This is a genomic window from Novosphingobium sp. FW305-C-30-35, assembly GCF_058783135.1.
Window position 1 is genome coordinate 2977195 of sequence record NZ_JBYSYJ010000001.1, and the last position, 24899, is coordinate 3002093.

Below are 24899 nucleotides of genomic sequence, written 5' to 3' on the forward strand. Positions count from 1 at the left end.
AGTTTTACGAGCTAAGGCGACACCCAGTGTTACGAGGTGTCGCGCTGCATGATAGGTATGATTTCAGGGGTGGGGAGCATGCTCCCCACCCCTGAAATTTCTTCGACGAGGATTGGCGGTCAGGCCTTGAAGGCGTCCTCGAGGTCGCGCAGGCGGTAACTGCGGCCTTTGATGTTGAGGACATGGGCGCGGTGGAGAAGCCGGTCGAGGATGGCGGTGGCGAGGACTTCGTCTCCAGCAAGCAGTTCGGTCCAGTCGCGGATACTTTTGTTGGTGGTGATCATCATGGCGCCCCGGCCATAGCGATAGCTGACGAGACGGAAGAATAGGCTGGCTTCCTCGCGGTTTAGCGGATCGTAGCCCATCTCGTCGATCAACAGCAGCGCGCTCGACATGTATTTACGCATCTTGATGCGCGGCGGTGGCAATTGGGCGTCGTGGCGCAGCGCGGCCATGAGCTCGTCGAAGCGGTAGTATTGGACCGAGAAGCCGAGTTGGACCGCACGGATGCCCAGCGCGGCGAGCAAGTGCGACTTGCCCACGCCAGGCGGCCCCTGCAGCAGGACCACCTCGGCGTTGCGTATCCAGGTGCCAGTGGCGAGTGTGTCGATGCGTGAGCGCTCGATTGCGGGCTGGAAGGCAAAATCGAAGTTCTCCAGCGTCTGCCCCGACGGCAGCTTCGAGTTCTTGAGCATGACCCGCACACGCCGCTCCTCGCGGCCAGCAAGTTCGGTCGTGAGGAGCCGGTCGAGGAAGACGTGCGCACTGATCTCGTCACGCACCGCCTCGCCAATCATGTCATCGAGAGCATCTGCGGCATGGCCACAAGCAAGCTGACACAGCTTCTCGCGGGTGGCATCGATATCGAGCCTGATCCGGGGCGTGTTCATCGAGCCACCTCCGCGAGGCGCGCATAGAGGTCGAGAGAGCGGTGCTGGACACCAGCGCTTGCAATCTCCTGCAGTTTGCGGCCCATCCGGCCCAGCGGCAGCGGCGCAATTACCCGGGGCGTGCTCGGACCCTCGAAATGGGCGGGGTCAATGACGACCAGCGCCTCGGTTCCGCGCGGATGGTCGGCGACAACTTCGCAGTTCTTCAGGAACAGTACCCTGCCAGAGACTCCACGTACCTCGACGTCCTGTCGGATGAAGCGGAAGGGCACACTGTATTGGCGGCCTTCAAAACTCGCCATGCAGTCATCGCCAACCTGGCGACGCACAGCAACGTCGAACGGCTCGGGCAGCGTCTCGGGGAGCCGGGTCAGCAGGAAACGTTCCTGCTCCCAGGCCTGCATGACCTTTGTGCCGGTCGCCGGGCAGCGCAATTGGCCTGAGCGTTCGGTCATTCGCTCATCCGTCCAGGCCTGTAGATCGGCAAGGTTGCCGAAGACACCGCTGTAAGGATCGAGGTACTCGCGGCAATCACGGACCGAACGTTCGACCTTGCCCTTCGCGCGGGGCTGACGGACCTGGCACGCATCGACATGAAAATGCATCTGGCTGGCGAAACGGCGGTAGGTCGGGTTGATCTCTCCCCAAGCGCCCGCGCCCTTCGACAGAGCCGTCTTGACGTTGTCGATGCGCATCACCGCCGCGACCCCACCAAGGCGCTGAAAGCAGGCCAGATGGCATGACTGCCACGCCAACGCATCCTTCGAGCGGGACCACACGATCGCTCGCTTGCGGCTCCACGATAACGTCATCACCAGCGCCGAAAGGTCGACCACTTCCTCGCCCAGCACCATGCCCGGGAACTCGGCCCAGTCGACCTGCGCCTGCGCTCCCGGCGGCGTCTCCACCCGGCGACGCGCGCGGATCACAGGGGCTGGAAATGTCCGCGACCAATAACGCTGCACCGACTTCAGACTCCCGGCATAGCCATGTTCGCGCGTCAGCCACTCATGCAGCGCCGCGATGTTGATCGCACCATCCCCACGGCCGCTGCGCCAGTGCGCGATCGCTTCAGCATATTCGGCCGCCTTGCCGATCTGCCGGCTCCGCCCATCCACCGCACCCTCAGCGCGCCGGCGGCGGTGATAACGGACCGCGCCCTCTGTAATCCCAAGCAGTCGCGCAACCGCACTCTGCGTATGCCCTTGCTTCAACAGCACACTCATCGCCGTCAATGCCTCGCCATCGAGACAACCCATCGTCCTCTCCCGGAAGACTACCCGCCGGGAAATCGATCAGGCCAAGGCGACAAATCGTAAAGGTAGATGTCGCCTTACGGCTCCTGTGAACTGTCCTTCAACAATGACCGAGTAGCGGTTGCGATCGAAGCTGACGAGGCAGGTCGCGGTGGCAACATGTTCGCTCTCGAAGAACCCGTCGAACGGCACGGGCAGTGGCTGCAACATGGCGCGCTCCCTCTCCAGGGCCGCAGCGATGGTCGTGTCTTCCAGGTCCGGGTGGGCATAGCGCTCGGCCCAGCGCCGGCACTCGGCCTCCAGCCAGGCGTTCAACTCCTCGATAGTGGCAAAGCGCAGGCGAGGCTTGAACAGTCGCTCCCTGCCAGTCTGGACCTGGTTCTCGACCTGGCCCTTCTCCCACCCCGCCGCCGGACTGCAGGCCACAGGCTCCACGCCGTAGTGGTCGGTCATGATCAGGAACCGTCGGTTGAACATGCGCTCCTTGCCGGTGAACACGGTCGTCACCGCGGTCTTCATGTTGTCGTAGATGCCCCGGGTGGGCACACCGCCGAAGAAGGCAAAGCCGCGCACATGGGCATCGAACACCATCTCCTGCGTCTCGCGCGGATAGGCCCGTACGAACGGTGCGCGCGACCAGCACAGCCGCATATGGGCCACCTTCACCCGCATCGGCTTGCCTGCAATCTCGACGTCCTCGTGGCTCCAGTCGAACTGGTAGGCCTCGCCGGGGCGGAACAGCAGCGGGATGAACACCTTACTCATGTCCCCGGCATCCACCCGGCGTTCCCGCTTCCAGCGCGCCGCATACCGCCGGACCGCATCATAGGAACCGGTGAAGCCCTCCCGCTCCAGCAGATCGTGAAGCCGGGTCAACCGTAGCCGATCACGGCGGGGCCGTTCCTCGTTCTGTTCCAGTAACTCATCCAGGCGCTCCCGGAACGGGCCGGTCTGCGGACGTGGCTGCTCTCGCCGCTCATAACTGAACTGCGCCTCGGGTGCCCGGATCGCCTTGCGCACCGTATTGCGCGACAAATGCATATCCCGCGCGATCGCCTTGATCGGTTTACCCTGCCTCGCTTCTCGTCGGATCTTCGCCGTCGTCTCCACAATCAACATCCCCATCCCCCACCGCTTGGAAATCCCAAACGGCGGTGCCTCACACCCAGGAATGAAGGGGTCAATTTTAGACGCCGATCACCCCGCTATGGGGGTCAATTTTGCACGCCGCTCCACAGCTTGTTCAGGAAACGCATGTAGGTCCAGATGTTTAAGTCATAAGGCTGCCGGGGGTATTTTGATGAAGCACCGGTTCTGGATCGGCACCTACAGTGCCAACGGTGGAGAAGGTCTGATCTCGGCGACGATCGACGAAGCCGGAAGGATCGAAATCGAAGGGGCGGAGTCGCGCATCGTCGATGCAAGTTACGGCTTATGGTGTGCTGACCTGCAGACTGCTTGGTTCGTCTGCGAACAAGAGGCCGGGCAAGTCTCCGGTTGGCGTCTGGAAAACGATCGGTGGGTGCCCTTGGGGAGCGTCTCGACGGGCGGTGCCGCGCCGTGCTTTCTCGATATCTCTCCGGACCACTCACTTCTTGCCGTGGCAAACTACGAAAGCGGTTCCGTGGCCACCATCGTGCTCGATGCTGCGACGGGAGCGCCGTTGCACCGTAGCGGGTTCCTGCAAAACAGCGGCAAAGGACCTGATCCCGATCGGCAAGCTGGTCCGCATGTACATTGCGCACGCTTTGCCGATAAAGGAGGTACGCTATATTTCACTGATCTCGGCCTCGACCGGGTATTTGCAGCCTCGGTGGATAGTGGAGGCGAACTGCAAGACAAGCGCGTGATGTTTTGCGCACCGCCAGGATTCGGGCCCCGACACCTTGTGGCATTGGCAGACGAGGTCATGGTCAACGGCGAATTGTCAAGCGGTCTGGTGGCACTCGCAAAGACGGACGGCACTTTCATACCAATGGACTCCCTGCGAACTGACCCGTCGAACAAGCCTGGCAATCTCGGTGGGCATCTGTTGGTTGAGGACGAGCTGATTTGGACAAGCAACCGCGGAGCCGACACGTTGGTGGCTTTCCGAGTGATGCAAGGCGTGCTGCACCAAGTTGCTTGCTTTCCCAGTGGTGGCCAATCGCCACGCCATCTCGCGAGAGTGAACAAGCACCTTGTGGCAGCTCACGAAAAAGATGGCACAGTTTCCTCGATCGACGCATCTGTAGGCAATGTCCTCTGCGATGTCATTGTGCCGGGGGCCGCATTCCTGATGAGCGCATGAAAATCGGTCGCAGCTGCGGCTTGGCCAGATCTCCGCGAGGGCCTGAATTTGTCGAATGGGATCTCGCAGTCTTCCTGTGCCCGTTTTTACCGAAGGAGAATCGTGGTGGGACATTCAGATCTTGATGCTGCCATGCACGATCGGCTGCCATCGAATGCAGGGCAGAATGTTGGCCCGAAATGCACTTCGCGCAGGCGAGACATCAGGGCAATTCGCTTTATCACGGCGCACGCATACGCAGTCGTGAGCGCGCGTTGTACGACCTCGCCATCGATAGCCAGCTGAGAGGCTGCGATTTGATGAGATTCCGCATTAGAGGACCTTGTGAGCGGCAGACACATCAGAGATCGCACAACCGTGATCCAGCAAAAGAGGGACCGACCTGTCCAGTTTTAAGTCAGGACTGAAACGCGACTGACGCTAGAACGCTGGCTTGAATAAGAGGTGGGAGAATCAACGATTTCGTGTTCATACTGCGGGCCGACGCGCGGATGTGGATTTTCTCACAGATAAGCCAGTTCAAAGTGTAGAAAGTCGACCGAGGTGGACAACCAGCACACGCTCTGCTGGTGCCTTGCAGGACGTGAACCTGAAAAACGGGGTAAAAAAATGGGGGTAAGAGCGGGGGTATGGCTTTGGGGGTATCCAATTTTCGTTGGGTGACGGCGGCCTGCAGTCTACGGTGACGCGGGAGAGCGCGCCTCGCTGTGACGCGCTCGTGTAGCAATCGTCACTTCAGACAGTGCGCCTTCAGGCCGTCAGTCGGTAGCCGAATCCGCGGACGTTTTCGACGATGGGCGGGCCCAGCGCGTGAAGCTTGCGGCGCAGGCGGCTGAGGTAGACTTCGACGATATTGGTCAGCGGATCGTCCTCGATTCCCCACACCGCACGCAGGATTTCGGTTCGTGAAATCACCGTGCCGGGGGATTCCATCAGCAGCCGCAGCACGCCCATTTCCTTGACGGTCAACTGGACCGGCGAACCGGCGCGCGTGAGGGTCATGGTCCGGGGATCAAAGTGCAGATCGCCCACGGTAAGGCTTCCATCGGGCTGGATCGGGCTGAATTGCGGCCGCTCCATCCGGCGCTTGACCGCATCCATCCGGGCCAGCAATTCCTCGAATGCGAAGGGCTTTGGCAAGTAGTCATCCGCACCCCCCTTGAGACCGCGAATGCGGTCGGCCACATCGTCGCGAGCGGTGACCATGATGATCGGTGTCGTCACGGCAGCTTCGCGGAGGGCCGAGCAGATATCAAATCCGCTCATGTCCGGCAGATTTACGTCGAGAAGAATGAAGTCAAACGCAAGGTTTGTCGCCAACTCAAGACCAGTTGCACCGTCGGTTGCCAGCGTGACCTTGTGGCCCTCCTGCGCGAGGCCGCGATGCAGGGTTGCGGCGAGTTCGACTTCGTCTTCAATGAGAAGCAGTTTCATGTGCTTGCACCATCTATCGCCGATGCGGGCGACATTAGAGGGAGGCGTATGGTGACGACCGTGCCGACATTGACCCGGCTGGTCAGGCTGATTGTTCCGCCCATGGCTTCGGTGATCGAACGGGCAATCGACAGTCCTAGACCTTGCCCGCTGCCGCTGCGCTTGCTGCCCCTGCGGAACCGCTGGAAAAGATAGGGCAGGTCTTCGGCCGGTATGCCATCGCCGTGGTCGGTGATGGTTATGACGGCATGATCCTCTTCCACGCTGACCGATGCTTCGACATTGGGAGCGTGCGTGGAATAGCACACGGCGTTGTCAACGACGATGCGGATGACCTGCTTGAGGCGGGCTTCGTCGCCTTCAACGATGATGCTGGAGGGTCCATCGTGAAGCACGATCTTCCCGCCGTCGGCTTCAATGACGCGGTGGAAGTCGGCGATGCTGTCGGTCACTGCCGCCACCGCGTCGACCGGTTCGATGGTTGTATGCAGCATCGGCTCTTCTGCACGCGCCAGGTTCAACATGTCTTCGATCATTTCGGCCATGAGCTCTGACAGGCGGACCACCCGATCCAGCGCGCCTCGCAGGTCAACCGATTGCGCAGAGGCATCGCGTAGCGTGATCTCCGCCTCGCTGCGCATGATGGAAAGCGGCGTACGCAGTTCATGGCTGGCATCGGCCAAAAACTGCTGACGCAGGCGGTTCGATCGCTCCAGCGAACGGTTGGTTGCGGCAAGTTCACTGGTGCGCCGGGCAACGGCCCGCTCGAGCTCTTCGTTGGACCTGCGCAGCGTATCGGCACTTTCGCCCACGCGAGAGGCCATGATGTTGAAGCTTTCGGCGATCGCACGGAATTCCGTCGTGCCGACAATCGGCACGCGCTGTGTGTAATCGCCTTCGGCCATGGCGCGCGTGCCTTGCAGCAGGTTTCCGAGCGGGCGGATCAGCTGGCGCTGTCCCCAGAAGACGGCGAGCAGACCGCAAATGGTCACGACCGTCACCGTCAGCGTCATCGTGTCGATGACGCCCTGGAACGTCTCGATCGAGCTGCGGTGGTACTCCTTCGCCTCGCGCTCCTCGATCTTGATCGCTTCGAACACGAGGTCTTCCCAGACCGTGTCCGGCTTATCGCCCTTCAACGAGCGCTCGAGGCTGGCACCGATCTTCTTCAGGGTTTCCCGTTGCTTGACTTCCTCTTCTATCTCCGAGGCGCGCTGCTTGCGCTTGAGCGGCGTCTCGCTGATCATCTTGATTTCGGCGTTGATGTAACGCTCCGCATTGGTGACGTGGGAGCGGACGCCATCGATGTAGAGTTCGCGATCCTGGACGAACGCGCTTGGATCGGTGTAGCGCTCCTGCTGCAGGGTGTATCCTAGAACCGCGAGCCTCTGGAACGCGCTGAGTGATTGCGACGAGGCTTCGGACCTTGCCTGCTGCGCACGGATGACTTTCACTGCATGGTTGGCAATCACGCCCGGCACTGCCACGATGAACAGCATGAACACCAATGAGACCCACAGCTTCAGGCGCAGCGCGTTCATGCGCACATCGCCCGCAGCATGGCGAAGCGATTGCGGGCACTATGCCTGGCGTCGGGCGATGACACGCCTCGCTTCAATCGTAACATAGAAATGGCGTTCCCCTGCCTGTGCCGCTGCTTCGAGCTCAAGTAACGGCACACGCCCTGACCTCACACTCACATTGTCCTGACAACGCTTTCCGATCAACGAATTGGCCGATTAAATTTCCATGAATGCGGCAGGCGCCAGATCTGGTTCGGCATGCTGATGGATGACAATGTGCTGCGTCCATGGCATCGCAGTCGGATGCGCACCACTCACGATCACGCAAGCGTTCGCCTTTACCATCTGGGAGACGGGCCGGAGGGCGGTTCGGCCGACACGCTGTTCTATGGGCCGCTGAGCGAAGCCCTGCGGATCGCGGCGGAGCAGCCACTTGAACTTCAGGAAGGACTGTTCATCGCGACCGACAATGATGTCGTGGCTTATCTCGACCTGATCGAGGGCTGAAGCCTGGTGTTCACACAGCTTCGCCTGCAGCGCGGCCGCTGGCCCATGCCCATTGGAAATTGTATCCTCCCAGCCACCCGGTTACATCTACGGCCTCGCCAATGGCATAAAGGCCGGGCACTTTCGCTGCAGCCATGGTTTTCTGATTCAGCGCGCGGGTTGAAACGCCGCCGGCGGTGACTTCCGCCTTGGCATAGCCTTCGGTGCCGTTCGGATTGAACGGCCAGCGCGCGAGTTGCTGCTGGGCCTTGCGCAAGTCAGCGTCTTTCATGCCAGAAAGCTCGCCCTCCAGGCCAAGCCGGCTGCCAAGCGCTTCTGCAAGCCGTTCCGGCAGTCGGCGGGCAAGAGCCGAGCGGAAAGCCGCGCGGGGGCGATTGCGCTTTTCCTCGATCAGCCAGTCGGCGCCCTCTTCAGGCAGGAAGTTGACGGCGATTGGCGTGCGGTGCTGCCAGTATGAGGAAATCTGCAGCATGGCAGGGCCAGACAGGCCCTTGTGCGTGAACAACGCCGCTTCGCGAAACGCTGTCTTGCCCCAGTGCGTGACGACATCGGTCGAAACGCCCGAGAGCGAACGGAACAGCGCCTCGTCCTCACCCAGGGTGAAGGGCACGAGGGCGGGGCGGGTCTGCACCACCTGCAAGCCGAACTTGCGCGCGATCTCGAAAGCGAAACCCGTCGCCCCCATCTTCGGGATGGACAGGCCCCCTGTTGCCAGGATCAGGGCAGGGGCGTGATGATCACGGCCATCGATGGTCACGCGGTACAGGCCGTCGGCATGATCGACCGTGCTCACGCTCTGGCCAAAGGCGAACGTCACCCCGCCATCGCGGCACTCTGCCATCAGCATGTCCACGATCTGCCGCGCTGAGCCGTCGCAGAACAATTGGCCCAGCGTCTTCTCATGCCATGCGATGCCGTGGCGATTGACCATCCCGATGAAGCCTGCAGGCGTGTAGCGAGCCAAGGCCGATCGCGCGAAGTGCGGGTTTTCGGAAATGTAGCGGTCGGCGGCAGTGTGGATGTTGGTGAAGTTGCACCGCCCGCCGCCCGAGATCAGGATCTTCTTGCCCGGCTCGTCGGCATGATCGACGAGCAGGACGCGCCGCCCGCGTTGGCCTGCGGTCAGCGCAGCCATCAGCCCCGCCGCGCCCGCGCCGAGGATGATCGCGTCGTAGTTGGCGGCGTTCACGCGAGGAGTTCGGTGGCGAGGGCCTCGGCGACCTTGATCCCGTCGACCGCGGCCGAAAGGATGCCGCCGGCATAGCCTGCGCCTTCGCCGGCAGGGTAGAGGCCGCGTGTGTTGAGGCTCTGGCAATCCTTGCCGCGCGTTATGCGCACCGGGGAAGACGTGCGCGTTTCCACACCGGTCATCACCACGTCAGGGTGGTCATAGCCCGGGACCATGCGACCGAACGCGGGCAGGGCCTCACGAATGGATTCGATCACGTAGTCGGGCAGGCACTTTTTGAGTTCGGTCAGGTGCACGCCGGGCTTGTAGCTCGGGATAACGCTGCCGAACTCCGTGGAAGGACGGTCGGCAAGGAAGTCGCCCAGCTTCTGGCCCGGCGCCATGTAGTTGCGCCCACCCGCTTCGAAGGCGAGGCTTTCCCAGTGACGCTGGAAAGCCATGCCCGCCATCGGTCCGCCGGGGTAATCCTTGCTCGGATCGATATCGACGACAATGCCCGAGTTCGCATTGAACTCGGCGCGCGAATACTGGCTCATGCCGTTGGTGACGACGCGGCCCTCTTCGCTGGTCGCGGCAACGACGCGCCCGCCCGGGCACATGCAGAAGGAGTAGACCGTGCGCCCGTTCGTGCACTTGTGCGAGATCGAATAGGCGGCAGGGCCGAGGATCTTGTTGCCCGCACTCGGTCCATAGCGCGCAGTGTCGATCCAGCTTTGCGGGTGCTCGATACGCACGCCGATGGCGAACGGCTTGGCTTCGATGTGGACGCCACGATCGAATAGCACCTGGAAGGTGTCGCGCGCGGAATGGCCGACTGCCATGATGACGTGGCGCGCGGGCAGGAACGAGCCGTCCGACAGGTGCAGGCCCGCAATCCGGCGTGTGCCATCGGTGGCAGTCTCGATCTCGAAGTCTTCCACGCGGGTCTGGAAGCGGTACTCGCCGCCAAGGCTTTCGATCGTCTCGCGCATCGACATGACCATGGTGACGAGGCGGAAGGTGCCGATGTGCGGGTGGGCTTCGGTAAGGATATCGTCAGGCGCGCCGGCCTTTACGAACTCCACCAGCACCTTGCGCCCGAGATGGCGCGGGTCCTTGATGCGGCTGTAGAGTTTGCCGTCGGAAAACGTACCAGCGCCACCTTCGCCGAACTGCACGTTCGATTCCGGCTCCAGCACCGAGCGCCGCCACAAGCCCCAAGTGTCCTTCGTGCGTTCGCGCACCGCCTTGCCGCGCTCGATGATGATCGGCTTCAGGCCCATCTGCGCGAGGATCAGCGCAGCCAGCAATCCGCACGGGCCCGCCCCGATGACAACCGGGCGCTCACCATCCCAGCCTTCGGGGGCCATGACCGGGAGCTTGTAGGAGGTGTCAGGCGTGGGCTTCACGTTCTGGTCGTCCGCAAAGCGGGCCAGCACTTCGGCCTCGTTCGCCACGACGCAATCGACCACGTAAGTCAGCAGGATCGCGTGCTTCTTGCGGGCATCGTTGCCACGACGGAAGATCTGGTATCGCGTGAGGTCTGCTGGCGCGATGTCCAGACGTGCGCAGATCGCCGCCGGAAGATCTTCGGCAGCGTGATCGAGGGGCAGTTTCAGTTCATTGATACGAAGCATGGCGCCGCCCTAGCGAAATCGCGCGGGCGGCGCCACTTGTGCTTATGCCGTGAACGGCCCGGCGAAAGCGATTTCGCTCACCGGCTTGCGGTCGCTCACCACTTCGCGCTCTTGGAGCATTTCGGGCAACTGCGACTTGTCGCCCTGCTTGCCGATCACGAAAGCCATTTCCACGCGATAGCCTTCCGGCAGGTTGAGCACTTCGGCAGCCTTGGCAAAGTCGACGCCGGTCATGCCGTGGGTGTGATAACCAAGGTGCAGGGCCTGCAGTGCCGCATTGGCCCATGCCGCACCGGTATCGAAGCTGTGGCTGTGGTTGGGGTTGTTGCCCTTGTCGCTGCGCATGAATTCGTCGGACACGGCGAAAACGAGCACGCCCGCATCCTTGGCCCAGCTCTGGTTGAAGGGCACCAGTGCCGAGAGGAACGCGTCGAAGTTTGCATCGCCCTTGTGGGCATAGGCAAAGCGCCAGGGCTGGTAATTGTAGGCGCTGGCGGCAAGACCTGCGGCTTCGAAGATCACGTCAAGGTCAGACTGCGGCACGGCCGAGCCGTCGAATGCGCGGGGGCTCCAACGATCGACGATGATCGGCAGGACGCTGGGGGAAGCGGTACGGGTCATTGAATGCTCCTTGGGAGAGGTTGGAGAGAGATAAGGGGGTAGGGCCGGAGCGCAACTGCACTCCGGCCCGCGGGGGGTAGGTTTCAGCGGCGGTCGAAGCCGAAGCGGCCCGAGCCGAAAGCGGTCACCTGCAAAAGGCCACCGGCCAGCGCCACGTTCTTGAAAAAGTGGATGAACTGGTTCTGGTCAGCCAGGTTGGCGTGGAAGCCGAAGGCGGCGGCAAGGCTGAATGCAGCTATGGCCGAAGCAACGATGCGGGTGCGGATGCCGGCGATCAACAGCAGGCCGCCGACAAGTTCCACCGCCACGGCAGCGCCATAGGCAAGGCTGGGGGCAGGCAGGCCCGCGCTGGTGATGTAGGCGATCGTGCCAGTCGGATCGGCAAGCTTGGAAACACCGCTCAGCACGAAGATCGCCGCGAGAAAGACGCGGCCGGCTGACGCCAGCAGGTCAGAAGTGGTGGATGAGCCGCCGCGCGTCTCGAGAGCGAGGGAAGTCATGGGATCGGTCCTTTGCAACAGTCGTAATTGGGGAATGTGAGAAAACAGTTCGGTCACGGTCAGGCCGCGTCGACGAGCACCAGTTCGGCTTCCTCGAGAGCGGTAATGACGATCTCGGTCACCCCGGTAATGGCAACGCCATCACGGGCATTGGCTTCGATTTCGCCGATGCGAATCTTGCCCTTGGCAGGAACAAGATAGGCGTGGCGGTCTTCGGTCAGTTCGTAGCGGACCGTTTCGCCGGCCTTCACCGTCGCGCCCAGAACGCGGGCGTTCGCATTGATCGTCAGCACATCGGTGTCACCAGCGATGCCCGAGGCGAGGGGAACGAACTTGCCTTCCCGGCTATCCTTGGGGAACGGCCGGGCACCCCAGCTTGGCGCGTGGCCCCGGCGATCGGGGATGATCCAGATCTGGAACAGGCGGGTTTCCTCGTCTTCCAGATTGAATTCCGAGTGGGCGATGCCCGTGCCTGCCGACATGACCTGCACGTCGCCCGCTTCGGTGCGGCCTTCGTTGCCCAGGCTGTCGCGATGGGTGATCGCGCCCCTGGTCACGTAGGTGATGATTTCCATGTCGCTGTGCGGATGGGTGGGGAAGCCGCTCTTCGGCGCGATGCGGTCGTCGTTCCATACGCGCAACGCACCCCAGTGGACGCGTGCCGGATCGTGGTATCCGCCGAACGAGAAGTGGTGGTGGGCATCGAGCCAGCCGTGGTTCGCCGCGCCGATCGAGGCGAAGGGGCGCAGTTCGATGTGAGCCTTTGTAGCGGTCGTGTTGGCAGTCTGGGTCATGGCGATTTCTCCAAACGGGCGGCTTGGGGTCCGTCCTGTTGGGGTGTAGATAGGCCTTGCAGGTCATTCGGAATATCCCGATAAGATAAATCAGAATGTTCGAATTTCTTGAAAGGGTTTCTCTTGGACGTCGGCCAGCCAACCCTTGACCAGCTGCGCCTGTTCCTCGCCGTGGTCGATGAGGGCAGCTTCAATGGCGCCGCGCGCAAGCTTGGGCGGGCGATCTCCGTGGTGAGCTACGGCATCGTCACGCTGGAGTCGCAGCTCGGCGTGACGCTGTTCGATCGCGAAGGATCGAAGAAGCCGGTGCTGACGCCCGCGGGGAAAGCGATGCTGGCCCACGCGCGTGCCGTAACCGACGATGTCGATGCGTTGATCGCGGGGGTTCGCAACTTCAACCAGGGCCTCGAAGCCGAACTCGGCTTGGCCATCGACGTGATGTTCCCGACGCATCTCATTGCGGAAGTGCTTCGCGAGTTTCAGGCGCTTTTTCCTACGGTGCAAATGCGGCTTTTTGTGGAGACATTGGGTGCGATTGCAGCGCTGGTGGTGGATGGGCGCGCGGAGCTAGGCATCTCGGGGCCGGATCTTGTGGCCTTGCCTGACCTTGAGCGCGAAGCGATCGGAGAGGTTGAACTGCTTCCCGTCGCAGCGCCCGATCACCCCTTGGCCCGCATGGCCAAAATCCCGCCAGGCGAAGTGCGCAAGCATCGCCAGCTGGTACTGACCGATCGGTCGAACCTGACGCAGGGGAGGGACTTCTCGGTTTTCGCGGCGAGCACATGGCGGTTGGGAGACCTTGGTGCGCGCCATGCCTTGCTCCGTGAAGGAATTGGCTGGGGCAACATGCCTCGCCACTTGATCAATGCTGATCTCGCCAGTGGAAAGCTCAAGCGACTGGCCCTGCCGGAAGCACCAGGCATGGCCTATCGCTTTCACGCCTTGTGGCGGCGAGATTGTCCAATCGGCCCAGCGCGCGCCTGGGTGCTGGACGCCCTGCGTGAGCGGCTTTCACGTTGCCCCGATGCAAAAGCGCCCCGCCAGACTGACTGACGGGGCGCCGAAAGTTACTTTTCGATTTGATTCAGGTGCCCGCGCTCTTGCGCTTGAAGGCCGCGTTCTCGTTGGCCTTGATCTTGGCAATCTCGAGGCCAGGGCTGGGCGGGAAGCCGTTCTTCGGTCCCGGCGCCGGATTTCCGTTGCTGGGTGAGGCCGCCACCACAATCGGCGGGCTCGCACGTGTTCCTGCGCTGGCTGCAGTCGGCAGAATCAAGCCCGCAGCAATTCCTGTGGCAAGAAGCCACTTCTTTCCGTCCATCATTTGTGAATGCCCCCGAAGTTTGTCCCTGGACAGGCAGTTTTCATCGGTCCCGAAAACCGCTGCCCTTGTTCATGATTTGGGGGCAGCCGGTTTACTGAAATGAAATATTCTTAATTAAATTGATATTTACCACGATTATTGGCTCCAAAATGACCAAATGGGTCTGCAGATTACGGCCGTTTCTTGAGCAGCGCAGAGCGCAGGCAGCGGCAGACGACCTCGCCGCGCTGGTTCAAGAGTTCATGCCTGAACGTGGTGATGCCGGCCTCCGGTCGCGATTTACTTTCCCGCAAATCAACAACTTCACTGGTTGCGCGCATCGTGTCGCCGATGAACACCGGCGCCGGCATCACCAGTTTGTCGTATCCCAGATTGGCCACCAGCGTTCCGAGCGTGGTGTCACCGACCGACAGGCCAACCATTAGGGCGAAAGTGAAAGTACCGTTCACGAGAATCTGCCCGAACTCGCTTTCCTTGGCCGCTTCCACATCGATGTGGAGAGGCTGCGGGTTGTGGGTCATGGTCGAAAACAGCAGGTTATCCGTCTCGGTCACGGTCCTGCGAATCTCGTGCTCGATTCGGTCGCCGATTCGCCACTCGTCGAAGTACTTGCCCGCCATCAGCCTTCCGCCTTCTTGATCTGCGCCAGCGGCGCCTCGACCTGAACCTGCGCCCCGGCCACGGCGTTCAGCTCCTCCACCACGCCATCGAACGGCGCGGTCAGGGCATGCTCCATCTTCATCGCTTCGAGTACCATGAGCTTCTGGCCCTTGGTGACGGACTCACCGGGCGCGACGTCCACCGAAATGACCTTGCCGGGCATGGGGGCGATAATCGCGCCATCCGATGCGGCGCCCCCAGCGCCGCCTTCAGTTCTGGCAAGTTGCACAAGGAAGCGCTCGCCACCTTCGTCGATGCTTGTGACGGGTTCCCCCGGCCAGTAGTCGACCGCCGGCTCCTCAGGCATTTCGACAATGAAGGCCCGTCCGAACTGGTCTGCCAGATGCACTTCGCGCCGTGCGGCGGCATTCATGCGGAAGCCTGATTGGCTGGTCCACGGACTGTCGCCCGGCGTGCCGACCAGCCGCATCGCCGCAAGCCCAAGCGCTTCGGACGTCGGTTCCGGACGGGTGGTGAGGCTTTCGAGGTTGCGTTCGATCAGCCCGGTATCGACCACCCCGGCCTGGAACGCGGCGTGCCCCAGCAAGCGCCACAGGAACCCGCTATTGGTGATCAGCGGGCCGACCACGCCCTCGTCCAGCGTCTCGCGCAGGCCCGCTATGGCCTCGGCGCGCGTCTCGCGGTGCACGATCACCTTGGCGATCATGGGGTCGTAGAACGGCGAAATCTCCGCCCCGGCTTCAACACCGGTGTCAATGCGCGCCTGATACTGATTGAAGTGGAAGTCCTCCACGCGGCCGATACTGGGCAGAAAGCCCTTGGTGGCATCTTCGGCATAGAGCCGCGCTTCCATGGCCCAACCGTTTATCGAGAGTTCGTCCTGTCGCTTGGGCAGCGGCTCGCCGCTGGCAACACGCAGTTGCCATTCGACCAGATCGACGCCGGTGATTTCTTCGGTCACCGGATGCTCGACCTGCAGGCGCGTGTTCATTTCCATGAACCAGATGCGGTCGGCGCGCAGGCCTTCACTGCCATCGGCGATAAACTCGATGGTGCCCGCGCCCTCGTAGTCCACGGCCTTGGCCGCGCGGACGGCGGCAGCGCAGACCGCTTCGCGCGTGGTCTCGTCCATGCCGGGGGCAGGTGCTTCCTCGATCACCTTCTGGTGCCGCCGCTGCAGTGAACAATCGCGCTCGAACAGGTGGACGACATTGCCATGGGCATCGCCGAAGACCTGCACTTCGATGTGCCGGGGCGAGAGGATGTACTTCTCGATCAGCACGCGATCATCGCCGAACGAGGACGCCGCCTCACGCCGACACGAGGCCAGCGCCTCGGCAAAGTCGGCAGAGCTTTCCACCCGCCGCATGCCCTTGCCGCCGCCACCGGCGACGGCCTTGATCAGCACCGGATAGCCGATGGCATCAGCCTCGGCCTGCAGGCGCTCAGGCGTCTGGTCCTCGCCGAGATACCCGGGCGTCACCGGCACGCCCGCCGCGATCATGCGCGCCTTGGCCGCATCCTTGAGGCCCATCGCCGTAATCGAGGCGGGCTTCGGCCCGACCCAGACCAGCCCCGCATCCAGCACCGCCTGCGCGAACTCGGCATTCTCCGAAAGGAAGCCATAGCCGGGATGGATCGCCTCCGCTCCGGTCGCCTTGGCCGCCGCGATGATCTTCTCAGCCAGAAGGTAGCTCTCGCGCGCAGGCGACGGGCCGATGTGCACGGCTTCGTCTGCCGAGCGAACATGCAGCGCCTTGGCATCCGCATCGGAATAGACCGCTACCGTGCGAATGCCCAAGCGGCGTGCAGTCCGGATAACCCGACAGGCGATTTCGCCGCGATTGGCGATGAGGAGGGATTTGATCATTGCATTCGCCTCCATCACATCCTGAACACGCCAAAGCGCGGAGCCTCCGCAATCGGCGCTTCCAGACAAGCCTCCAGTGCCAAGCCCAGCACGTCGCGCGTCTGCACCGGGTCGATCACGCCATCGTCCCACAGCCGTGCCGTGGCGTAGTAGGGATTGCCCTCGTCCTCGTACTTCTGGCGGATCGGCGCCTTGAAGGCTTCGGCTTCCTCAGGCGTCCACTTGTCCGCATCGCGGTGCACCGTCGCCAGAACGCTTGCCGCCTGCTCGCCACCCATCACGCTGATGCGCGCATTGGGCCAGGTGAACAGGAAGCGCGGCTGATAGGCTCGGCCACACATGCCGTAGTTGCCTGCGCCGAAGCTGCCGCCGATCAGCACGGTGATCTTGGGCACCTGCGCTGTCGCCACCGCTGTTACCAGCTTGGCGCCATGCTTGGCGATGCCCTCGGCCTCGTACTTGCCGCCGACCATGAAGCCAGAGATATTCTGCAGGAACAGCAGCGGGATCCGGCGTTGGCAGGCGAGTTCGATGAAGTGCGCCCCCTTCTGCGCGCTTTCCGAAAACAGCACGCCGTTGTTGGCAAGGATCGCCACCGGTGCCCCGTGGATATGGGCAAAGCCGCAGACCAACGTGGTGCCATAGAGCGCCTTGAACTCGTGAAACTCGCTACCGTCGACGACCCGCGCGATCACCTCATGCACGTCGTAAGGCGCGCGCACGTCCTCGGGGATGATCGAGTACAGCTCTTCCGGATCGTACTTCGGCGGCACCGGATCACGCCGCGCAACGCCCGCATCTCTTGCGGGGCCAATGTGCGATACGATGTCGCGCACGATTGTCAGCGCATGCTCGTCATTGTCGGCAAGATGATCGACCACACCAGACTTGCGTGCGTGGAGGTCTCCGCCACCCAGCGCTTCGGCGGTGATCTCCTCGCCTGTCGCAGCCTTTACCAGCGGAGGCCCGGCAAGAAAGATCGTCCCCTGTTCGCGCACGATCACCGTTTCGTCGGACATGGCCGGCACATAGGCGCCGCCGGCGGTGCAGGACCCCATCACGCTGGCAATCTGCGGGATGCCCCGCGCGCTCATGTTCGCCTGATTGTAGAAGAACCGGCCAAAGTGGTCGCGGTCAGGGAAGACCTCGGCCTGGTTGGGCAGGTTGGCGCCGCCACTGTCGACCAGATAGATGCAGGGCAGGTGGTTCTCCTGCGCAATCTCTTGCGCGCGCAGGTGCTTCTTTACCGTCATCGGGAAGTAGGTACCACCTTTTACCGTCGCGTCATTCGCAAAGACCATGCAATTGCGGCCCGATACACGGCCAATGCCCGCGATGATGCCTGCGCCGGGCACCTCGTCTCCGTACATCCCGTTGGCGGCAAGCTGGCCGATTTCGAGGAACGGCGAGCCCGGATCGAGCAGGCGCTCAACGCGGTCGCGCGGGAGCAGTTTCCCGCGCGATACGTGGCGTTCTCGGCTGCGCTCGTCACCACCCAGCGCGGCCTTTGCCACCCGCTCACGCAGCTCCCGAGCCAAGGCCCGGTTGTGCGACGCGCGGGCTCTGGCTTGGTCAGAGTTCAGATCGACGTTGCTGGAGAGGACCGGTGCGCTCAACGCGTGCTGCCTTTCAGGTGCTTGGAGAAGAAGGGCAGCACATGCGTGCGGAAACGCTCCTTCACCCGGTTGCCGTGGTCGCCCACATAGATTTCCCAGTCGTGCGCTATGCCGAACCGGGTCAGGGTTTCGTGGATCAGTTCATCGTCAGCGCGCACGAAGTCGGTATCGCCGGTATCGATGGCGATGCCGCTCATGCGGCGCAGCGAGGGGAGGTACTGTGAAGCCATCGCTACGGGCGAATTTGCGGCCCATTTGGCGATGACCAGATCGTTCACCTTGCCATCGCTGGTGCCCAAATCGGCATAGAACGGAGGCTTGGTGGGATTGGGTGACCAGGCCGTGGCCACCGCGAAGTTGCCCCGGCTCATCCAGTCCGCCGTCAGTGCCTGATCGACCGACCAGCCTTCGTACTTCGGATCGGCTGAAGATGCCGGGCGCGGAATCTGGCAGCACGGGTTCATCGCGTAAAGCGCGCCGAACACGTCTGCGCGCTTCATGCCGAGCTTCAGCGTGCCGTAGCCGCCCATGGAATGCCCGGAAAGGCCGCGCGCCTCGCGCGAAGGGATCGTGCGAAAGTGCTTGTCGGTCCACGCCACCAGGTCTTCGGCGATGAAGTCCTCGAAGTTTCCGACCGTGGGAGAGTTCGAATACATCGAACCGCCCCACTTGGTCATGCTGTCGGGCACGACAATGATTGCTTCCGTGCCAGAGGCCTTCAGCGCGGCATCGAAGTCATTGCGCTCGACGTACTGGTCTGCGGTCGAATTATACCCATGCAGGAAATAGACGACCGGATAGCGCCGGCCCTTGGACTTGTCATAGCTGTCCGGCAGGAACACGTAGACCGTGCGATCGGCCGAATTGCCCTCTAGATTGCCTTCGACTGCGGCGCTGTGAACGGTCGCCTTCTCCATCCGGGCCATCGCCGGGTTGGCGATCCCGAGCAGGGCAGCACAGGCGAGGAAAGCTTTCAGGCGCATGGTTCTCTCCGCAAGATTGTTATCGTCTGCAGATCAGCGCGCTCCAATAAGCTCACGACCGATCAGCATCCTGCGGATTTCATTGGTTCCGGCACCAATGTCCAGCAACTTGGCGTCGCGCAGGTAACGTTCCACCGGCCAGTCCTTGGTATAGCCCGCGCCGCCCAGCGCCTGTACCGCTTCGCCCGAAACGCGGAAGGCATTCTCGCTGGCGAGCAGGATCGCGCCCGCAGCGTCAAAGCGCGTGGTCTGCCCGGCGTCGCAAGCCTTGGCCACGGCATAGACATAAGCGCGAGCCGACTGGATGGCGACGTACATGTCGGCGACCTTCGCCTGCATCAGCTGGAAGGTGCCGATCGGTTGGCCGAACTGCTTGCGCTCGCGCACATAGGGGATGACCGTGTCGAGACAGGCCTGCATGATGCCGATCTGCATTCCGGCCAGCACCACGCGCTCGTAATCGAGCCCGCTCATGAGCACGCCGACACCACCGTGGAGCGGACCCATCACGTTCTCTTCCGGCACAAAGCAGTCGTCGAACACCAGCTCGCAGGTGGGCGAGCCGCGCAGGCCCATCTTGTCGATCTTCTGCCCGATCGAGAATCCGGCCATGTCCTTCTCGATAAGGAATGCGGTTATGCCGCGACTGCCAGCTTCGGGCGAGGTCTTGGCATAGACCACCAGCGTATCGGCATAAGTGCCGTTGGTGATCCAGAACTTGGTGCCGTTGAGGCGGAAGCCGCCTGCAACCGGTTCGGCACGCAGCTTCATCGAAACGACGTCCGACCCGGCGCCCGCTTCCGACATCGCGAGGCTGCCGACATGTTCACCGGAGATCAGCTTGGGCAGGTACTTCGCCTTCTGCTCGTCATTGCCCCAGCGGCGGATCTGGTTGACGCACAGGTTCGAGTGCGCGCCATAGGACAGGCCGACCGAGCCCGATGCCCGGCTGACTTCCTCGACCGCGATGACGTGATCCAGATAGCCGAGGCCCAGTCCGCCGAACTCTTCCTCGACCGTGATGCCGTGCAGGCCCAGCGCACCCATCGGCTCCCACAGCTCGCGCGGGAAGCGGTCGTTGCGGTCGATCTCGGCGGCGAGAGGCGCAATCTGCTCGTCGGCAAAGCGACCCGCAGCCTCGCGGATCATCAGGGCGCTTTCGGTCAGGCCGAAGTCGAAATCGGGCGTGGCGCGCATCTTGGGCATCCTCTGCAAACTTGTCGGGGCGAAGGATACCATCGTAGAACCATCGCTCAAAATTGATTTACATCGGGGTTTGCGATAGGTTTTTCCTATGATGAAGCGCACCCATCTCCGGCAGTTCCTGGCCGTGGTCGAGACCGGGCATTTTACCCGTGCGGCCGAGCGGCTGGCAATCTCGCAGCCGACATTGTCCGCCGCCATTGCCGAGCTTGAGCGCCTTGCCGGAACGCGGCTGTTCCTGCGCGAGCGGCGGCAGGTCCGCCTGACCGAAGCAGGCGCGCGGCTGGTCAATCACGCGCGTGCCATCGAGCGGGAATTTCGCGCAGCCGAAGCCGCCTTTGCCGAGGCGCCCGTGCCGCTCAGCCCCTTGCGGCTCGGCGTCCTCCCCTCGATCGCCACGCTTGCGCTTTCCAGTCTTGCCCGCCGCCATGCCGGACCGCAGCCGCTGACCATGGCCGAAGGCACTGATGCGGAACTGCGCCGCAAGCTGGGCGAGGGACAGGTCGACGCCATTCTGACGCTGATGCGGCCGGAAGACGCGGACAGGCCTTCGCTGCCGCTGCTGGAGGAAGGCTATCGCCTGCTCCTGCCCGAAGGACATGCCCTTGCCGGCGCGAGTTTGCTCGACGCCAGCGACGTTGCCGCGGAAACCATGATCGCCCGCCGCTCCTGCGAAATCCTCGGCGAGACCAGCCGCTGGTTCACCCAGCGCGGCGTGCGCCCGCCCTTCTTCCTGCGCTCGTCCAACGACGATCGCTGCATCGAGATGGTGAGGGTCGGAATGGGCGTGACGACCGCGCCGCAGTCACTCGCGCGCGACGGCGTCGTCGCGGTGCCGCTGGCCGATTACGATTTCCGGCGCACCATCGTGCTGATCGCTGCGCGCGAGCGTCCGGACCTGGTCGAAGAAGGCAGTGCGCTGGCCGAAGCCGCGCGCGCCGCGTTTACTTGACGGCGTAGAGCAGGCGGCCTTCGCCCAGCCGCTCGAGCACGCCGTTGATGTCGCTGTTCGAAAACGCGAAGCAGCCCTGGCTCCGTCCGATGCGGCCTTGCGTTGCGGCCATGTCCTCGCTGACATAGCTCGCCGCGTGGATCACGATACCGCGCTCGAGCGCGGCGCTGTTGGCGTCCTCAAGCCCGATCAGGCGGCGCGAACGGCCATGCTTGCCGTAATAGGTCACGCCGGTGAGGAAAGCGCCGGGGCTCGAGGCGTTGGAGCCATAGGCGTTCGAAAACCGCTGTACCCAGCCGCTGTTCGCCGGATCCGATCCGCTGCCGTGCGAGACGAGGTGCGAGGAGACGAGCTTGCCGCCTGCGACATCGACCAGATGGAAGCGAGCCTCGCGCGAGGCCTTGCCGAAATCGACCAGACCGACGAGATCACGATGGCGGATATGCGCGCCATGCGCATCGAGCGCGGCAATCGCGCGTTGCACCAGCAACGGCGGCGTCGGCCGGGCGAACGGCGAGACTTCCGGCTCTTTCACAGGTGTTACTGCCATCGCCGGCTGGCCCGAAACCGCCATGCTACCCAGCGTTGCAACCATGGCGCCCAAAAATTGGCGCCGATCAGGAACCATTATGCGAGACCCCGGTTATCGTCCATTGGGCCTCAAAATGTATGCGGTACATCACATCTGCAAGAGGGGCGGCCCGGCCTTGCGACGAGTCGTGCATGACCCGCCACCTGCCGAGCCGCCGGGTTAGCTTAGCCCGCCTTCTTCAGCCGCAGCGCTTTCGGACTGCGGAAGTTCGAGGATGAAACCCAGTCGAGCTTCTCATCCACCCGGGTGAAGTCCGGCACGACCTTGAGCAGTTCCTCGTAGGCAATCTGCGTCGCCAGCCGCCCGATCATCGAACCTAGGCAGGCATGGACGCCGCCGCCGAACCCGAGGTGCCGCTTCGCCTTGCGGGTAATGTCGTAGACGTCCGGATTGTCGAACATCCGCTCGTCGCGATTGGCCGAGCCATAGGCGAGGATCACCGCATCGCCCGCCTTCATGACCTGCCCGTGCAATTCCACGTCCCGTGTCAGCGTCCGCTTGAAGCGCTGCGCCGATGTGTTGAACCGCAGCGATTCCTCGATCGCGTCCGGGATCAGCGAAGGGTCGGCGACCAGCGCGCGCCGCGCCTCCGGGTAATCGGCGAGGTTCAACCCGAACATCGCCATGAAGCCCGAAAGGCTCTCGATCCCGGCCATGATCAGCGTGGTGACCGTCAGCTGCACTTCCTTGTCGAGCAGCTTCTCGCCGTCGATCTCGGCGGTGATGAAGTTCGAAAGCAAGTCATCGCCCGGGTTGGCCTTGCGCGCCGCCACCAGCTTTTCCGCATAATCCGCCATCCAGTGGAACGCGGCGAGGTGTTCCGGTCCCTTCTTGCGCGTCACTGGATCGGTCTGCACCATCAGCACGGCGTTGTGCCGCACGAGGTCCGCGTTCTCCTCGGGCAGTGCGAACAGGTAGAACAGCAGGTCCACCGTCAGCTTCGAGGTATAGTCTCCGACAAGGTCGAACACCGGCTTGTCGGCAATCGCGGCCAGATGCGCGCGGGCCGCTGCCCTCGCAGGCTCGACGATGTGCTCCAGCGCGCGCTTGGTCACTGCCGACTGGATCAGCGCCCGCAGGCGGTCGTGGCGCGGCGGATCGCTGGAGCCCAGCGTCGATCCGGCGCGGCCCGGAAACTCGTCCACCAGGTTGCCCTGCGCCGAGGAATAGGTCCGCCAGTCCTGCAGCGCATTGAGCACGTCGGAATAGCGCGAAAGCACCCACTTCCCGGCCTCTTCGGACCAGAAGCAAGGGTGTTCATCGCGCAACGTCTTGTAGGCCGGGAACGGATCGGCATCGGTTGCCGGGGAATATGGGTCAAAGCGAAACGCGGGCCGCTCGATGACGGTAGCCATGACAGGTCTCCTCTCTCGATTGATGCTGCACGCGAAGCGCAAATGGCGCGACGCACCGCGCGCGCAAAAACTTGCACTTTTCGCGCAGCCTGCGAGATTGCGGCAGATGCGGAAGGAAGGCTTCAGTCGCTACACGCTCTACGGTGAGGAGGGGATTTCCCTGCCGCCGGAGTTCGTCCATCTCGAACGCATCCGCGATCGTGCCACCTTGCACGATTGGACAATCGATCCCCACGCGCATCCCCACATGCTGCAATTGCTGGTGGTGGAGAACGGCGGCAGCGAATTGCATGGGGAGCGTTCTGTCCAGAGCTTCGCAGCTCCGGTTCTGGTGATCGTCCCGCCCGCCTGCGTGCACGCCTTCCGCTTTGATGCAGGTGCCGAAGGCTGGGTGTTGTCCGTCGCTGCCGACCTCGCCAACGATCCGCGTCTCAGGGGCTTGCTCGGCAGCATGGAAGCGCTTGGCGGCAGTGCCTTGGCTATATCACTCGCCGCCCACCCGCTGATACTCCAGCGCCTTGCATGGTTGCTGGGGGATCTTGGCCAGCGCCTGGGGCAGGAGGATCAGGTCGGCCCGACACTGCTGGCCCAGGTCGCGCTTATCCTTGCCACGGCCATCGAAGCGGGCACAGGCAACCTCGATGCGCCGGCCGATGGGCGCGAACCCCTTGTCGCCCGCTTCAGGGCACTGGTCGAGCGGCACTATCGCGAGCATCTGCCTGTTGCCGACTACGCCGCCCGATTGGGCACGACCACGTCAACCTTGACCCGCGCCACGCGAGCGCTGGTCGGAAAGCCGCCTGCCGAGATCGTGCATGATCGCCAGGTCCTCGAAGCTCGCCGCAATCTTGCCTTCTCGGGGGCCAGTGCGGCGCAGATCGCCTATGCCTTGGGCTTTGCCGACCCGGCCTATTTCGCCCGCTTCTTCAAGGCGCGGACCGGGCAGACCACCACAGCCTTCCGCCGCGCACGAAGCTCCAAAGGAGCGTAATCAGTCTGACGCAAACGGCCTGCAATCCGGCGCACACCCCTTGTCTATCAAATTAGTTGAGTTATCTCTGCTGAATGTCGGGACGTAATCCGAGTCGACCGGCCTTCCTTTTCTGGAGACAGCACATGACTCACCAACGCTCGTTCGCGGGGCAGGACCCGCTTGTCCTTACCGTTCCCGGCCTCGGCAACAGCGGCCCCGGCCACTGGCAATCGCAGTGGGAGCAGGACCTGCCCGATTGCGAGCGCATTGATCTCGGCCTGTGGGACGACCCGCATCGCAATACCTGGGTCAACAAGATCAACCTCGCCGTGCACAAGGCCGATCGTCCGGTCGTGCTAGTCGCTCACAGCCTGGGCTGCCTGGCGGTCGCCTGGTGGGCCGAGTTCGAAAAACCTGCAGACGGAAGGGTTCTGGGCGCATTGCTCGTTGCCCCGCCCGATGTCGAAGTGCGCCCGATCGACCGTCGGCTTACCCGTTTTGCGCCGTTCCCGCAGGGAGAGCTGCCGTTCCCGTCGATCCTCGTCGCCAGCAGGAACGATCCTTACATGGGCATCGGGCAGGCCCGCCAGCTCGCCCAGGCGTGGGGCAGCCGCTTCGCCGACGCGGGTGAGGTCGGGCACATCAATGCTGAATCCCGCCTCGGTGAATGGACGTTTGGTCGGCTGCTGCTGAACCAGCTCCTGCCCAGGCCGGTCACGCTGGAAAGCGGTGAGCGCGTGCCGCTCGGCTCCTTTCACCCCGACCGCGCATTGCGCCGTCTGGGGGCATGATG

General features: G+C 63.0%; 23 protein-coding genes and 1 pseudogene. 6 read left to right on the forward strand and 18 right to left on the reverse strand.

Annotation, left to right across the window (positions count from 1 at the left end; genetic code table 11):
- Nucleotides 1-119: 119 nt before the first annotated feature.
- From istB to istA (AC3WLM_RS14830), 3 genes and pseudogenes are all read right to left on the reverse strand, one after another.
- Complete coding sequence (istB, locus tag AC3WLM_RS14820; RefSeq protein WP_066043586.1) at nt 120-890, reverse strand: IS21-like element helper ATPase IstB; 771 nt, start codon at nt 888-890, stop codon at nt 120-122.
- Nucleotides 887-2149, reverse strand: a complete 1263-nt coding sequence (istA, locus tag AC3WLM_RS14825) for an IS21 family transposase (RefSeq protein ID WP_492477676.1) — start codon at nt 2147-2149, stop codon at nt 887-889. Before istA (AC3WLM_RS14825) ends, istB begins: the two co-directional genes overlap by 4 nt.
- Nucleotides 2150-2197: 48 nt before the next feature.
- Nucleotides 2198-3265: pseudogene (gene istA / locus AC3WLM_RS14830) on the reverse strand (IS21 family transposase); the annotation flags it as partial.
- 181 nt (nt 3266-3446) lie between these two features.
- On the opposite strand from istA (AC3WLM_RS14830), the gene AC3WLM_RS14835 reads away from it, so the two are divergent.
- Nucleotides 3447-4436, forward strand: coding sequence for a lactonase family protein (locus tag AC3WLM_RS14835; RefSeq protein ID WP_492477786.1), 990 nt, complete (start codon nt 3447-3449; stop codon nt 4434-4436).
- 750 nt (nt 4437-5186) lie between these two features.
- Here AC3WLM_RS14835 and AC3WLM_RS14840 read toward each other — a convergent pair.
- Together AC3WLM_RS14840 and AC3WLM_RS14845 are read right to left on the reverse strand one after the other, a co-directional pair.
- On the reverse strand, nt 5187-5870 hold the full coding sequence (locus tag AC3WLM_RS14840; protein WP_039333793.1) for a response regulator transcription factor: 684 nt from the start codon (nt 5868-5870) through the stop codon (nt 5187-5189).
- Nucleotides 5867-7411, reverse strand: a complete 1545-nt coding sequence (locus tag AC3WLM_RS14845) for a sensor histidine kinase (protein ID WP_492477787.1) — start codon at nt 7409-7411, stop codon at nt 5867-5869. The genes AC3WLM_RS14840 and AC3WLM_RS14845 overlap by 4 nt, the downstream gene beginning before the upstream one ends.
- Nucleotides 7412-7696: 285 nt before the next feature.
- Between AC3WLM_RS14845 and AC3WLM_RS14850 the strand changes: the two genes are divergently transcribed.
- Nucleotides 7697-7900 carry a hypothetical protein gene (locus tag AC3WLM_RS14850; protein ID WP_062345115.1) on the forward strand — a complete coding sequence of 68 codons (204 nt, stop codon included), beginning with the start codon at nt 7697-7699 and terminating at the stop codon, nt 7898-7900.
- Between the two features lie 10 nt (nt 7901-7910).
- Here the strand turns inward: AC3WLM_RS14850 and AC3WLM_RS14855 are convergent, their stop codons facing one another.
- The 5 genes from AC3WLM_RS14855 to AC3WLM_RS14875 all read right to left on the reverse strand — a co-directional run bounded on the left by AC3WLM_RS14855 (nt 7911) and on the right by AC3WLM_RS14875 (nt 12620).
- A complete protein-coding gene (locus tag AC3WLM_RS14855) occupies nt 7911-9089 on the reverse strand; it encodes a BaiN/RdsA family NAD(P)/FAD-dependent oxidoreductase (protein WP_492477788.1) in 1179 nt (392 codons plus the stop codon).
- On the reverse strand, nt 9086-10705 hold the full coding sequence (locus AC3WLM_RS14860; RefSeq protein ID WP_492477789.1) for an NAD(P)/FAD-dependent oxidoreductase: 1620 nt from the start codon (nt 10703-10705) through the stop codon (nt 9086-9088). The genes AC3WLM_RS14855 and AC3WLM_RS14860 overlap by 4 nt, the downstream gene beginning before the upstream one ends.
- Nucleotides 10706-10747: 42 nt before the next feature.
- Complete coding sequence (locus tag AC3WLM_RS14865; protein WP_039333798.1) at nt 10748-11326, reverse strand: nitroreductase family protein; 579 nt, start codon at nt 11324-11326, stop codon at nt 10748-10750.
- A gap of 83 nt (nt 11327-11409) precedes the next feature.
- Entirely contained in the window at nt 11410-11826 is a 417-nt protein-coding gene (locus AC3WLM_RS14870) for a DoxX family protein (RefSeq protein WP_492477790.1), read from the reverse strand.
- A gap of 59 nt (nt 11827-11885) precedes the next feature.
- Nucleotides 11886-12620: a pirin family protein gene (locus AC3WLM_RS14875; RefSeq protein WP_052242272.1), complete on the reverse strand. Its 735-nt coding sequence runs from the start codon at nt 12618-12620 to the stop codon at nt 11886-11888.
- A gap of 123 nt (nt 12621-12743) precedes the next feature.
- Here AC3WLM_RS14875 and AC3WLM_RS14880 point away from each other — a divergent pair, with 123 nt between their 5' ends.
- Nucleotides 12744-13673: a LysR family transcriptional regulator gene (locus AC3WLM_RS14880; RefSeq protein WP_062345091.1), complete on the forward strand. Its 930-nt coding sequence runs from the start codon at nt 12744-12746 to the stop codon at nt 13671-13673.
- Between the two features lie 31 nt (nt 13674-13704).
- On the opposite strand, the gene AC3WLM_RS14885 is transcribed toward AC3WLM_RS14880, so the two are convergent.
- From AC3WLM_RS14885 to AC3WLM_RS14910, 6 genes are all read right to left on the reverse strand, one after another.
- Nucleotides 13705-13893 carry a hypothetical protein gene (locus AC3WLM_RS14885; RefSeq protein WP_156452074.1) on the reverse strand — a complete coding sequence of 63 codons (189 nt, stop codon included), beginning with the start codon at nt 13891-13893 and terminating at the stop codon, nt 13705-13707.
- A 218-nt stretch (nt 13894-14111) separates the two neighbouring features.
- On the reverse strand, nt 14112-14561 hold the full coding sequence (locus tag AC3WLM_RS14890) for a MaoC family dehydratase (RefSeq protein WP_039333806.1): 450 nt from the start codon (nt 14559-14561) through the stop codon (nt 14112-14114).
- Nucleotides 14561-16432 (reverse strand): acetyl/propionyl/methylcrotonyl-CoA carboxylase subunit alpha, encoded by a 1872-nt coding sequence (locus AC3WLM_RS14895; RefSeq protein WP_492477791.1) that lies wholly within the window; start codon nt 16430-16432, stop codon nt 14561-14563. The genes AC3WLM_RS14890 and AC3WLM_RS14895 overlap by 1 nt, the downstream gene beginning before the upstream one ends.
- A 14-nt stretch (nt 16433-16446) precedes the next feature.
- On the reverse strand, nt 16447-18048 hold the full coding sequence (locus AC3WLM_RS14900; protein ID WP_492477792.1) for a carboxyl transferase domain-containing protein: 1602 nt from the start codon (nt 18046-18048) through the stop codon (nt 16447-16449).
- Complete coding sequence (locus tag AC3WLM_RS14905) at nt 18045-19031, reverse strand: alpha/beta hydrolase (protein WP_062345087.1); 987 nt, start codon at nt 19029-19031, stop codon at nt 18045-18047. The genes AC3WLM_RS14900 and AC3WLM_RS14905 overlap by 4 nt, the downstream gene beginning before the upstream one ends.
- Before the next feature lie 33 nt (nt 19032-19064).
- Entirely contained in the window at nt 19065-20228 is a 1164-nt protein-coding gene (locus tag AC3WLM_RS14910) for an isovaleryl-CoA dehydrogenase (protein ID WP_492477793.1), read from the reverse strand.
- A 100-nt stretch (nt 20229-20328) separates the two neighbouring features.
- Between AC3WLM_RS14910 and AC3WLM_RS14915 the strand changes: the two genes are divergently transcribed.
- Nucleotides 20329-21186, forward strand: a complete 858-nt coding sequence (locus tag AC3WLM_RS14915) for a LysR family transcriptional regulator (RefSeq protein WP_492477794.1) — start codon at nt 20329-20331, stop codon at nt 21184-21186.
- Here AC3WLM_RS14915 and AC3WLM_RS14920 read toward each other — a convergent pair.
- Together AC3WLM_RS14920 and AC3WLM_RS14925 are read right to left on the reverse strand one after the other, a co-directional pair.
- A complete protein-coding gene (locus AC3WLM_RS14920) occupies nt 21179-21760 on the reverse strand; it encodes a murein L,D-transpeptidase catalytic domain family protein (RefSeq protein ID WP_427463393.1) in 582 nt (193 codons plus the stop codon). The genes AC3WLM_RS14915 and AC3WLM_RS14920 overlap by 8 nt on opposite strands.
- Nucleotides 21761-21942: 182 nt before the next feature.
- A complete protein-coding gene (locus tag AC3WLM_RS14925) occupies nt 21943-23133 on the reverse strand; it encodes a cytochrome P450 (RefSeq protein ID WP_492477795.1) in 1191 nt (396 codons plus the stop codon).
- A gap of 106 nt (nt 23134-23239) precedes the next feature.
- Between AC3WLM_RS14925 and AC3WLM_RS14930 the strand changes: the two genes are divergently transcribed.
- The gene (locus AC3WLM_RS14930) at nt 23240-24124 is read left to right on the forward strand and encodes a helix-turn-helix domain-containing protein (protein ID WP_492477796.1); all 885 of its coding nucleotides are present in this window, start codon (nt 23240-23242) and stop codon (nt 24122-24124) included.
- A 125-nt stretch (nt 24125-24249) separates the two neighbouring features.
- On the forward strand, nt 24250-24897 hold the full coding sequence (locus tag AC3WLM_RS14935; protein WP_492477797.1) for an RBBP9/YdeN family alpha/beta hydrolase: 648 nt from the start codon (nt 24250-24252) through the stop codon (nt 24895-24897).
- Nucleotides 24898-24899: the final 2 nt, after the last annotated feature.